Source organism: Cupriavidus cauae (assembly GCF_008632125.1).
Taxonomy (GTDB): Bacteria; Pseudomonadota; Gammaproteobacteria; order Burkholderiales; family Burkholderiaceae; genus Cupriavidus; species Cupriavidus cauae.
In genome coordinates, this window is the sequence record NZ_VWRN01000008.1 from 1 (window position 1) to 11,858 (window position 11,858).

Below are 11,858 nucleotides of genomic sequence, written 5' to 3' on the forward strand. Positions count from 1 at the left end.
GCGCCGGCGTCGGCGCCGGGGCCGGCGTGGCCGCGCGCTTGCCGACGATCGCCGGCAGGCCGGCGGTCCGCGCGGGCGCGGGCTTGCGCTCGACCACCGAGTCGAGCGTCAGCGGAAACTTCGGACGGCGCGGGCTCGAACTCATGGCCTCAACGCGCCCAGGGTCCCTGCGGCCGGCACGCGGCTGGCCTCATGCGAGCCATTGCCGCAGCGCGTCGAGCTGGGCGCGGTGGGTCAGATCCAGCTGCAGCGGCGTCAGCGAAACGAAGCCCTCCGCGGTCGCGTGGAAATCGGTGCCTTCGCTGGCATCGAGCGCATCGCCGGCCGGGCCGATCCAGTAGTTGGTCTCGCCGCGCGGATTGACCTGCGAGATCACCGGCTGCGAAGGATGGCGCTTGCCCAGCCGCGTGGCGCGCAGCCCGCGGATATGTTCGTACGGCAGGTTGGGGATATTGACGTTGAGCAGGAACGGTTCGCGCGGCGGTGTCGCGATGGCGCGCTCGACGATGCTGCGCGCGATGCGGGCCGCGGCGTCCAGATGTTCCCAGCCCTTGTCGACCTGCGAGAAGGCGATCGACGGGATGCCGAGCAGAAAACCCTCGATCGCGGCGGCGACGGTGCCGGAGTACAGCACGTCCTCGCCCATGTTCTGGCCCTGGTTGATGCCCGACACCACCAGGTCCGGCTTTTCGTCGAGCAGGCCGGTCAGCGCGATATGTACGCAGTCGGTCGGGGTGCCATTGACGAAGCGAAATCCCTTCTGCACGCCCTCGCGCGCCTCGAACACCGTCAGCGGGCGCTGCAGCGTCAGCGAATTCGATGCGCCGCTATGATTCTGCTCGGGGGCGATCACGGTGATACGGCCCAGCGGCGCCAGCGCGGCATGCAGCATGGCAAGTCCCGGCGCGAGGTAACCGTCGTCGTTGGCGAGAAGGATGTGCATGGCCGCGATTGTACCCGAGGCGATTGCGATGGCGTCGCGTCGCGGGGCCGCTTCGCCGAGCGATTTGCACCTAAATCGGAGCCACAGCCCCCGCCAACGCCGAGGCCAATACCGCAGCCACCACCGTGATCACCACCGTGACCATCACTGCGACCGCCACCGGCCCCGCCGAACTGAACGACCGTACTATTTCTGCGCTACACTAGCCCGGGCCGCGTGGCCGCGCGGTCCAGATCGAGGCATCAAGACATTCAATGGAGACACGATGAAAGCCGTACTGTGCAAAGCCTGGGGCCCGCCCGATTCGCTGGTGCTCGAAACCCTGCCCGACCTGGTCGCCGGTCCCGGCGAAGTGGTGATCGACGTCAAGGCCGCCGGCGTCAATTTCCCGGACGTGCTGATCATCCAGAACAAGTACCAGGCCAAGCCGCAGCTGCCCTTCTCGCCGGGATCGGAACTGGCCGGCATCGTGAACTCGGTCGGCGAAGGCGTCAGCCACGTCAAGCCCGGCGACAAGGTGATCGCCTATCTGGGCAACGGCGCCTTCGCGACGCAGGCCAAGGCGCCCGCCGCCGCGGTCGTGCCGATGCCGCCCGGCATCGATTTCGAGACCGCCGCCGCCTTCACGCTGACCTATGGCACCTCGCACCACGCGGTGGTCGATCGTGGCGAACTGAAGGCGGGCGAGACCATGCTGGTGCTAGGCGCGGCCGGCGGCGTCGGCCTGGCCGCGATCGAGATCGGCAAGGCGATCGGCGCGCGCGTGATCGCGGCCGCGTCGACCGACGAGAAGCTGGCTGTCTGCAAGGAACATGGCGCCGACGCGCTGATCAACTACAGCACCGAGGACCTGCGCGAGCGCATCAAGGCGCTGACCGACGGCAAGGGTCCGGACGTCATCTATGACCCGGTCGGCGGCATCTATGCGGAACCCGCATTCCGCTCGATCGGCTGGCGCGGCCGCTATCTGGTGGTGGGCTTCGCCAACGGCGAGATTCCCAAGATGCCGCTGAACCTGGCGCTGCTCAAGGGCGCCTCGCTGGTCGGCGTGTTCTGGGGCGAATTCACGCGCCGCGAGCCGCGCGCGAACCAGGCCAACATGGCGCAGATGCTGGGCTGGATGAAGGAAGGCAAGATCCGCCCGCACATCTCGGCGCGCTATCCGCTGGAACAGGCCCCGCAGGCGCTCAAGGACATGGAGGCGCGCAAGGTCACCGGCAAGATCGTGATCACGCCCTAAGGTCCCGCCGAATCCCCAGGACCATCCCTCTCCCGCGCACGGGAGAGGGAAAAATCCCTCCTACAGCTTCTCCGTCTCCCCGCTCTTCGGCTGCCACTTCATCAGCCGGCGCTCCACCACCCCCACCATCCAGTCCAGCACCAGCGCGAACGCGGTCAGCACCACGATGCCCGCGAACACCGTGTTGATGTCGAAGGTCCCCTCCGCCTGCAGGATCAGGTAGCCGACGCCGCGCGCCGAGCCCAGGTATTCGCCGACGACCGCGCCGACGAAGGCCAGGCCCACCGAGGTATGCAGCGACGAGAACACCCAGCTGGTCGCGCTCGGCAGATAGACATGGCGCAGCAGCTGCTGCCGGTTCGCGCCCAGCATGCGCGCGTTGGCCAGCACCACGGGGCTGACTTCCTTGACGCCCTGGTAGACGTTGAAGAAGACGATGAAGAACACCAGCGTCACCGCCAGCGCGACCTTGGACCAGATCCCGAGCCCGAACCACACCGCGAAGATCGGCGCCAGGATCACGCGCGGCATCGAGTTCATCGCCTTGATATATGGGTCGAGAATGGCCGAGGCGACCGGGCTCAGCGCCAGCCACAGGCCCACGCCCAGGCCGGCGACGGTGCCGATGCCGAAGGCCAGCACCGTCTCGAGCAGCGTCACGCCCAGGTGCAGGTAGATGTCGCGCTCGACGAAGAACCAGCTCCAAACGCGCTGCGCCACCAGCCACGGCTCGCCGAAGAAGAACGCCACCTGTTGCGAGCGCGTGGCCAGGTGCCAGGCGCCGAGAATGACCACGAGGACGAGCAGCTGCCAGACGCGCAGCATGCTGGGGGAATCGGTACGGAATGCCATGGATCGTTTTTGCTTGTGAGTTCCAGGATCGTCGGTATCAGTGCGGACTGGTGCGGACTGGGTGCGGACTGGTGCGGGCCAGTGCGGGCTGGTGCGGGTTGGTGAGGTCCGCCTCAGGCAACCTTGCGCTGCTGCGCATAGCCCTTGAGCACTTCCTCGCGCAACACGTCCCAGATCGCCGCGTGCAGTTCGACGAAGCGCAGATGGTTGCGGATCTCGGCCACGTCGCGCGGCCGCGGCAGATCGATGTCGAATTCGCCGATCGGATGCGTGGCGGGTCCCGCCGACAGCACCACCACGCGATCGCTCATCGCGATCGCCTCGTCCAGGTCGTGCGTGATGAACAGCACCGCCTTGCGCTTGGCGGCCCACAGCTCCAGCACCTCGTTTTCCATCAGCTGGCGCGTCTGCACGTCCAGCGCGGAGAACGGTTCGTCCATCAGGATGATGTCCGGGTCGAGCACCAGCGTCTGCGCCAGCGCGACGCGCTTGCGCATGCCGCCCGACAGCTGATGCGGATAGCGGTCGCCGAAGCCGCCCAGGCCGACGCGGCGCAGCCATTCCTCCCCTTCCGCCACCGCCTGCGCGCGCGGCACGCCGCGAAATTCGAGGCCCGCGATCACGTTGTCCAGCGCACTGCGCCAGGGCATCAGCGCCTCGGTCTGGAACATGTAGCCGGCACGCGCATTGATGCCCGTCAGCGGCTCGCCGAACACGCGCACCTGGCCGGACGACGGCGCCAGCAGGCCCGCGCCGACATTGAGCAAGGTCGACTTGCCGCAACCGGTCGGCCCGACCACCGAGACGAACTCGCCGGGCGCGATCGCCAGCGAGACGTCCTTGACGGCGGTGTAGCGCTGGCTGCGGTCCTCGCGCGAGATGAAGGTACAGGTGACGTTGTCGAGGGAAAGGGCCGGAATGCTCATGCGTTTCGCTGTGCTTGCGCCGCGCGTCGGCCGGGCCGGCGGCGGCGTGGTGTTCGATGACGGATCGACGATGACCGGGCGTCGATGACGCGGCGGCGCCCTTTGTCTGATACAAGGCCGGCCCCGCGAAAGCAAAGGCCCGCTGCAGGCAGCGGGCCAGGCTTGCCGCGGCCGCCGATGCGCGCCGCGGTGCGGCTTACTTGTACTTGGCGTTGGCCTTCTGCACGAAGCTGTTGGTGAAGGTCTGGTCCAGCTTGATCGCCTTGCCCTTGAGCGCCGGATCGAACTGCTGCAGCGTCGCCAGCGCCGTGCGCGGGCCGTCGGCCGGCATCATGCCGTCCGGCGAGATCGCTTCCTTGACCTTTTCCCACGCCGACAGATACAGCGCGCGGTCGCCCAGCAGATAGCTCTCCGGCACCGTCTTGACGATGTCCGACGGGCCCGCCTTCTGCAGCCACTTCAGCGCGCGCACCATCGCATTGGTCAGCGCCTGCGTGGTGTTGGGGTTCTGCTCGATGAACGAGGCCGACGCATAGAGGCAGCCCGACGGCATGTTGCCGCCGAACACCGCCTGCGTGTCCTTCAGCGTGCGGGTATCGGCCACCACGCGCACCTCGTTCTTCTGCGTCAGCATCGAGATCACCGGGTCCAGGTTCGCCATCGCGTCGATCTGGCCCGAGCGCATCGCCGCCACGGCGCCGTTGCTGGCGCCCACGCCGATGAAGGACACGTCCGACGGCTTCAGCCCGGCCTTGGCCAGCACGAAGTTGGCCATCATGTTGGTCGACGAACCGGGCGCGGTGACGCCGATCTTCTTGCCCTTCAGGTCGGCGACCGACTTGAAGTCCGGCATCGTCTTGTTGGAAGTCACCAGCACGATTTGCGGCGCGCGGCCCTGCAGCACGAACTCGCGGTAGTTCTGGCCCTTGGCCTGCAGGTTGATGGTGTGCTCGTAGGCGCCCGAAACCACGTCGGCGCTGCCGCCGACCACGGCCTGCAGCGCCTTGGCGCCGCCGGCGAAGTCGACGATCTCGACGTCGAGCCCTTCGTCCTTGAAGTAGCCCTGGCGCTCTGCGATCGTCAGCGGCAGGTAGTAGAACAGGTTCTTGCCGCCGACCGCGATCGTGACCTTGGCCTTCTCCGGCTTGCCCTGCGCATGCGCGAAGCCGCCGAAGGTGAACCAGCCGGCCAGGAACAGCACCAGCGCGATCAGCACCTGTTTCCAGAATTTGCGGTTGTACATCTGTGTCTCCTGCTTATTGTGTTCCCGCGCGGTGTGATGACGCCACGCACGACGCCGAAGCGACCCGCCGGACGGCCTGACGGCATGCCGGGGCCGCCGCGCGGCTCCGTGCGATGCTATCCGAGGCCGGCGGGTCGCCCCAATCGGGAACACTACCTAGCGCGGGGAGGACCAGCGCATCATTCCGCCTGGATATTGGCCGACTGGATGACCTTGCCCCAGCGCGTCAGCTCGGCGCGCTGGTACTGGCCCAGCTGCGTCGGGTTCATGTACTTCGCCTCGGCGCCCAGCTCCTCGGCCTTCTTGCGGAAGGCCTCGGTCTTCATGATCTTGTCGATCTCGCCGGTCAGCTTGTCGACCACCGGCTTGGGCGTGCCGGCCGGCGCGTACATCGCGAACCACGACGACACGTCGAGATCGGCGTAGCCCGCCTCGGGCGCGGACGGCACGTCCTTCAGGCTGGGCAGGCGATTCTTGCTGGTGACCACCAGCGGGCGCAGCTTGCCCGCCTGGATATGCGGAATCAGCGGCGGCGGCGTGGTGATGGTCAGGTCGACCGAGCCGCCCAGCAGGTCGGTCATCGCCGGACCGGTGCCCTTGTACGGCACGTGCGTGATGCGGATGCCGGCCATTTGGTTCAGCAGCTCGGTGGACACATGCTGCAGCGAGCCGTTGCCCGACGAGGCGTAGTTCAGCTTGTTCGGATTGGCCTTGGCATAGGCCACCAGTTCCGCCAGCGACTTGACCGGCAGGCTCGGGCGCACCACCAGCACCTGCGGCGCGGACAGCAGGTTGGCGACCGGCGCGAAATCCTTGACCGGATCCCACGACAGGCCCTTCATCAGCAGCGGCGTGATCACGTGGAAGCCAGAGTACTGCACCAGCAGCGTGTAGCCGTCGGGCTTGGCGCGCGCCACCAGTTGCGCGGCGATGCCGCCGGCGCCGCCGGGGCGGTTCTCGACCACCACCGGCTGGCCGAGCGCCTTGGCCAGCGGCTCGGAAATCATGCGCGCGGCGAGGTCGGTGGTGCCGCCCGGCGCCGCGGACACGATCAGCGTGACCGGGCGGTTCGGATAGGCGCCATCCTGCGCCTGCGCGCCGGCGCTCAGGCAGGCCGCGGCGGCAGCGACGGCCGCGGCAAGCAGACGACGGCGGCCAGGCCTGGCCGCATCGAGGGAATGAAACGGTTGGGACGTACGGATCGACATGCTGTCTCCTCCAGGAATCGATGTTGTTGTTCGGGTTGTGGGTTGTGATTCGTAGGTGCGGACGAGGTCCGCGGGCTTGCTGATGGGGTTGTGCGTGTTGTGCGTGTTGTGCGTGTTGTGCGTGTTATGCGTGCTGTGCGTGCTGTGCGTGCTGTGCCCTGGGCTTGCCGTTATCGGGCCTTACTGCGCCGCGAAATGCTCGGCCAGCCAGGCCGGCGGCTGATGCGTGCGCAGCCGCGGACCGGCGCGCAGCAGCTGGCTGCAGACCTCGCGCTCGACCACGGTGGGCAGCTCGCCGATGATGCCGAGCAGGCGCTGCAGGTCGACGCCAGTGTCCACGCCCATCGACGCGAACATGTGCACGAGTTCCTCGGTGGCGACGTTGCCGCTGGCACCGGGCGCATAGGGGCAGCCGCCCAGCCCGCCGGCCGCCGCATCGAAGCGCGACACGCCGGTCTCCCAGGCAGCCAGCGCATTGGCCAGCCCCATGCCGCGGGTGTTGTGCAGATGGATGGTCAGGCCGGTCGCCGGCAGTTCGCGCCGGAAGGTCTCGCACACCGCGCGCACCTGGGTCGGATAGGCCATGCCGGTGGTATCGCACAGCGTGATGCCGTCCGCGCCGGCCTCGGCGAAGCTGCGCGCCAGCGCCATCACCGCGTCGATCGCGACCTCGCCCTCGAACGGGCAGCCGAATACCGTCGACAGCGAGATATTGACCGGCACGCCGGCCGCGCGCGCGACCTCGATCATCGCCAGCAGCTGCGCCTGCGATTGCGCGCGCGTCATGCGCAGATTGGCGCGGTTGTGCGTCTCGCTGGCCGACATCACCAGATTGACCTCGTCGGGCCGGCACGACAGCGCGCGCTCGAGCCCGCGCAGGTTCGGCACCAGCACCGTGTAGCGCACGCCCTCGGCACGGCGCATGCGGTGCATCACCGCCTCGGCGTCGGCCAGCGCGGGGATCGCCTTGGCGGAGGTGAACGAGGTCGCCTCGATGCGGGCGAAGCCGCAGGCCGACAGCGCCTCCAGCAGCGCGACCTTGGCATCGGTCGGCACCACCACCGGTTCGATCTGCAGGCCGTCGCGCGGCGCGACCTCGTTGATCTCGATGCGGGCCGGGCCGCGCAGCGGGAAGTTTGTCGTCGAATGCACGTTGGATGCGGTCGTGTTCATGCCACCACCCCGCGTGCGCGCAGGTCGGCGATGGTCGCGGCATCGAAGCCGGCCTGCGCCAGCACCGCGTCGGTGTGCTCGCCCAGCGTCGGCGCGCGATCGTGGATCGCGCCGGGACTGCCCGACAGCTTCGGCACGATGCCCGGCACCTCGACGGTCAGGCCGCTGGCCGCGGTGACCTGCTCGATCACGCCGCGAGCGCGGTAATGCGGATCCTCGGCGATATCCTTGACCGTGTAGATGCGGCCGGACGGCACCTGGGCCTCGCGCAGCACGGCCAGCGCGCTGTCGATATCCTGCGTGCGGGTCCACGCGGCGATCGCGGCGTCGAGTTCCTCCACTCGTGCCACGCGGCCGTCGTTGCGCGCCAGCGCCGGATCGTCGGCGAGGTCGGCGCGGCCGATCGCCTGCATCAGCCGCTTGAAGATGGCATCGCCGTTGGCGGCCACCAGCACGTATTCGCCGCTGGCGCACGGATAGGCGTTGGACGGCGCAATGCCGGGCAGCGCGCCGCCGGCCGGCTGGCGCACCGCGCCGAAGGCCGAATACTCGGGCAGCAGGCTCTCGCTCAGGTTGAACAGCGCCTCGTACAGCGCCACGTCGATGACCTGGCCGGTGCCGCCGCGCGCATCGCGCTCGTACAGCGCCAGCAGCACGCCCAGCGCGCCATGCAAGCCGGCGATGGTGTCGCCCAGCGACAGGCCCGCGCGCACCGGCGGGCGGCCCGGCTCGCCGGTCAGATGGCGCAGCCCGCTCATCGCCTCCGCGACCGCGGCAAAGCCGGGCTCGTCGCGCTTCGGCCCGGTCTGGCCGTAGCCCGATACACGCAGCATGATCAGCTTCGGATTGGCGGCGTGCAGTACGTCCCAGCCCAGGCCCCACTTCTCCATCGTGCCCGGGCGGAAGTTCTCGATCAGCACGTCGGCCTCGGCGGCCAGCTTGCGCACCAGCGCCTGCCCGTCAGCGCTGCGCAGGTCGATGCAGATCGATTCCTTGTTGCGCGACTGCGCCTCCCACCAGACCGAGGTGTCCTGATACAGCATGCGCCATTTGCGCAGCGGATCGCCCTGTCCGGGCGGTTCGACCTTGATCACGTGGGCGCCGAAATCGGCCAGCGTCTTGGCGGCGAAGGGGCCGGCGATCAGCTGCCCGAGTTCGAGCACGCGGATGCCATCCAGAATCTGTCGCGGCATGCGGATTGTCTCCGGGGATCGGTGTGTGGCGATCGCCGTCTGGCGGTCGGTCGGTGGCGCTCCCTTGCGGCGGACGCCGGACCGTGCGATCGAATTTGGCCGCAGTGTGCCGCAGCCCCGGCGGGCGCGGAAGGCGTCAATCGGTGAAGCGGGCTTTCACCGAACGCGAAAGCCGGAGGGAGATGACGCGGGAGATGACGCGGTAGATGACGCGGAGACGGTCGGCCGGAGCCCGGGGCTCAGAACGGCGCGCGATCGCCGCACAGATGGGTGATCAGGAGCCGGGCCGACACCGTCAGCGCGGCGGGGTCGCGCATGCCGATCAGCAGCGAGCGCTGCGCCCAGGCGTCCTGCAGCTTGACCAGCGACAGGCCCATCGACTTGACGTGCGGCTCGGCGGCGATGCGCGGCAGCACGCCGACGCCGAGGCCGGCCATCACCATGCGGCACATCGCATCGAAGCTGCGCACCTGGATGCGCAGCCGGAACGGCCGCTCCAGCCGGCTGCTCTCCTCGAGCAGGCGCGCGGCCAGCGAGGTCACCTGCGGCAGGCTGACGAAGTCGTATTCGAGGGTATCGGCGTAGCGCACCGGGCCGCGCTGCGACAGCGGATGCCCCGGCGGCGTGACCAGCACCAGTTCGTCCTGGCGGTATTCGACGGTGACCAGGCCCGCGCTGGGCGTGCGGTCGGCAAAGATGCCGACGTCGGCACGGTTCTCGACCAGCGCCGCGACGATATCGCCGCTGTTCTGCTCTTCCAGCTCGATGCGGATGGTCGGATGCAGCCGCATGAAGCCGGCCAGGTCGTCCGGCAGGAACTGCGTGATCGCCGAGGTGTTGGCGCAGACGCGCACCTGCCCGCGCACGCCCGACGCATAGTCGGACATCACGCCCGCCATGCGCTCGACGTCCTGCAGCACGGTCAGCGCGTGATGGAAGCACGCCTGCCCCGCCTCGGTCAGCTGCACGCCGGCCGCATGGCGGAAGAACAGCGGCGCGCCCACGGCGGCCTCGAGATCGGAGATCCGTTTGCTGGCCGCGGCGACGGCCAGATGCGACTGGCGCGCGCCGGCCGAGATGCTGCCCTGCCGCGCGACGGCGACGAACAGTCCCAGCGTGACCAGATCGAAGCGGGCCAGGTTCATCGGGCGATCAGACCATGCCGGTCGATGCGAAGCGATACGGCGCCGCGCTTCACAGCGTGCGGCGGTCCATCACCGCGCGCGCGATGGTGCCGGCGTCGACGTATTCGAGCTCGCCGCCGACCGGCACGCCGCGCGCCAGCCGCGAGACCTTGAGCCCGCGCGCCTTCAGCATCTCGCCGATATAGTGCGCGGTGGCCTCGCCCTCGCTGGTGAAATTGGTGGCCACGATGACCTCGGCCACCGGGCCGCCCAGCGCGGGATCGGTGGCGCGCGCCAGCAGCCGGTCCAGATGGATCTCGCGCGGACCGACGCCGTCCAGCGGCGACAGCCGGCCCATCAGCACGAAATACTGGCCGCGATAGGTCAGCGTCTGCTCGATCATCACCTGGTCGGCCGGCGTCTCGACCACGCACAGCAGCGAGGCATCGCGGCGCGGGTCCAGGCAGGTCTCGCAGACCTCGGCCTCGGTGAAGGTGTTGCAGCGCGCGCAGTGGCGCACGCCATCCGCTGCGCCGCGCAGCGCGTCGCCGAGCCGGCGCGCGCCCTCGCGGTCATGCTGCAGCAGGTGATAGGCGATCCGCTGCGCCGACTTCGGGCCGACGCCGGGCAGCACCTTCAGTGCCTCGACCAGCGCCTGCAGCGAGGTGGGAGTGGATGCCTTCATCGTGAGTCCGCGTTCGGCAAGCCGGCACTCAGAACGGCAGCTTGAAGCCCGGGGGCAGCGGCAGGCCCGAGGTCATCGAACCCATCTTCTCCTGCGTGGTGGCTTCGGCCTTGCGCACCGCGTCGTTGAAGGCCGCGGCGACCAGGTCTTCCAGCAGCTCCTTGTCCTCGCCTTCCGCGAGCAGGCTCGGATCGATGGTCACGCGCTTGACGTCGTTCTTGCAGGTCATCACCACCTTGACCAGGCCGGCGCCCGACTGGCCCTCGACCTCGATCAGGGCGAGCTGCTCCTGCATCTTCTTCATGTTTTCCTGCATCTGCTGGGCTTGCTTCATCAGCCCTGCGAGTTGGCCCTTCATCATGATGCTTCTCCTGATATCGATGGATTCGGTGGATTCGGGGGATTGCTTGGGTCGGTACGCCGCGCGGCTTCGATCGTGCGTATGGGCAGCGTGCCGTCGTCAGAGCGCGCGCGGCTGGATCGAGCCCGGCACGATCTGGCCGCCGAACTCCCGCAACAGGCCCTGCACGAAAGGATCGTTCTCGATCGCCGCCTCCGCCGCGCGCTGGCGCTCGGCGCGCGCCTGCGCATCGGCCGCCGCGGCGGTCTCGCTGACCGCGCCGACCTCGCAGTGCACGCGCACCGCTTCGCCGAAATGGTCCGACAGCGCCTGCGCCAGGCGCTCGACCGCGTTGCCTTCGGCGATCGCGGCGACGGGCGCGCGCAGCACGAAGGTGCGGCCCTGCACGCGCGCCAGTTCGCTCTGATAGGCGAGCTGCTGGGCCAGGCCCTTCAGCGGCAGGCTGGCGGCCAGCGCGGGCCAGTCGCCGCTGAAGATCGCGGGCGTGCCGTCGTCGGGCGGCAGCGGCGCGGCGGGCGGCGGGGTCTTGCTCGGGCTCGCGGCGAAGGCTTCGTCCGATGCGGCCGCATCGGACGCGGCGGGCACGGAGGACACGGGCATGGCCGTGCGCGGCGGCTCGGGGCGGCGCAGCGGCGCGGCACGCTGCGGCTCGGGTTCGCTGTCGTACGGGCCGATCAGCGGCAGGTCGGGCGGCAGCTCCTCCCACGGCGGTACGTCGCTGCCGCCGGCCAGTTCCCATGGCGGGGGCTCGGCGGACGCGCTCGCGGACGGTGCCGCCTGCGCCGGGGCTTGGGCTGGACCTTGCGATCGGGCTTGAGATTGAGCCGGAGCCTGCGGTGCAGCCGAGGGACGCGGCGGCTCCGGCCGGCGTTGCGGCGCGGCCGGGCGCAGCGATTGCGTCGGCGCGGCG

The 11,858-nt window shown here is 69.2% G+C and carries 12 protein-coding genes and 1 pseudogene; 1 reads left to right on the top strand and 12 read right to left on the bottom strand.

The window, feature by feature from the left end; translation table 11 throughout:
* Positions 1-145 (bottom strand): annotated as a pseudogene (locus tag F1599_RS01960) (protein-L-isoaspartate(D-aspartate) O-methyltransferase); the annotation flags it as partial.
* Positions 146-190: 45 nt separating this feature from the next.
* Positions 191-943: a 5'/3'-nucleotidase SurE gene (gene surE / locus F1599_RS01965; protein ID WP_150082062.1), complete on the bottom strand. Its 753-nt coding sequence runs from the start codon at positions 941-943 to the stop codon at positions 191-193.
* 265 nt (positions 944-1,208) lie between these two features.
* Between surE and F1599_RS01970 the strand changes: the two genes are divergently transcribed.
* Positions 1,209-2,183 carry an NADPH:quinone oxidoreductase family protein gene (locus F1599_RS01970; RefSeq protein WP_149319865.1) on the top strand — a complete coding sequence of 325 codons (975 nt, stop codon included), beginning with the start codon at positions 1,209-1,211 and terminating at the stop codon, positions 2,181-2,183.
* A 60-nt stretch (positions 2,184-2,243) separates the two neighbouring features.
* On the opposite strand, the gene F1599_RS01975 is transcribed toward F1599_RS01970, so the two are convergent.
* From F1599_RS01975 to F1599_RS02020, 10 genes are all read right to left on the bottom strand, one after another.
* Entirely contained in the window at positions 2,244-3,035 is a 792-nt protein-coding gene (locus tag F1599_RS01975; protein ID WP_149319864.1) for an ABC transporter permease, read from the bottom strand.
* A gap of 113 nt (positions 3,036-3,148) precedes the next feature.
* A complete protein-coding gene (locus tag F1599_RS01980) occupies positions 3,149-3,961 on the bottom strand; it encodes an ABC transporter ATP-binding protein (RefSeq protein WP_150082064.1) in 813 nt (270 codons plus the stop codon).
* 196 nt (positions 3,962-4,157) lie between these two features.
* Positions 4,158-5,204, bottom strand: coding sequence for an ABC transporter substrate-binding protein (locus tag F1599_RS01985; protein ID WP_149319862.1), 1,047 nt, complete (start codon positions 5,202-5,204; stop codon positions 4,158-4,160).
* A gap of 179 nt (positions 5,205-5,383) precedes the next feature.
* A complete protein-coding gene (locus F1599_RS01990; protein ID WP_149319861.1) occupies positions 5,384-6,412 on the bottom strand; it encodes a Bug family tripartite tricarboxylate transporter substrate binding protein in 1,029 nt (342 codons plus the stop codon).
* A gap of 180 nt (positions 6,413-6,592) precedes the next feature.
* Positions 6,593-7,585, bottom strand: coding sequence for a hydroxymethylglutaryl-CoA lyase (locus tag F1599_RS01995; protein ID WP_190286279.1), 993 nt, complete (start codon positions 7,583-7,585; stop codon positions 6,593-6,595).
* Positions 7,582-8,778 (bottom strand): CaiB/BaiF CoA transferase family protein, encoded by a 1,197-nt coding sequence (locus F1599_RS02000; RefSeq protein ID WP_149319860.1) that lies wholly within the window; start codon positions 8,776-8,778, stop codon positions 7,582-7,584. Before F1599_RS02000 ends, F1599_RS01995 begins: the two co-directional genes overlap by 4 nt.
* A 239-nt stretch (positions 8,779-9,017) precedes the next feature.
* Positions 9,018-9,923, bottom strand: coding sequence for a LysR family transcriptional regulator (locus F1599_RS02005; RefSeq protein WP_053822073.1), 906 nt, complete (start codon positions 9,921-9,923; stop codon positions 9,018-9,020).
* A 49-nt stretch (positions 9,924-9,972) separates the two neighbouring features.
* Complete coding sequence (recR, locus tag F1599_RS02010) at positions 9,973-10,587, bottom strand: recombination mediator RecR (protein WP_149319859.1); 615 nt, start codon at positions 10,585-10,587, stop codon at positions 9,973-9,975.
* 28 nt (positions 10,588-10,615) lie between these two features.
* Positions 10,616-10,948, bottom strand: a complete 333-nt coding sequence (locus F1599_RS02015; RefSeq protein ID WP_023263605.1) for a YbaB/EbfC family nucleoid-associated protein — start codon at positions 10,946-10,948, stop codon at positions 10,616-10,618.
* A gap of 99 nt (positions 10,949-11,047) precedes the next feature.
* A partial coding sequence (locus F1599_RS02020) for a DNA polymerase III subunit gamma/tau C-terminal domain-containing protein (protein ID WP_317845724.1) occupies positions 11,048-11,858 on the bottom strand: 811 nt, incomplete at its 5' end.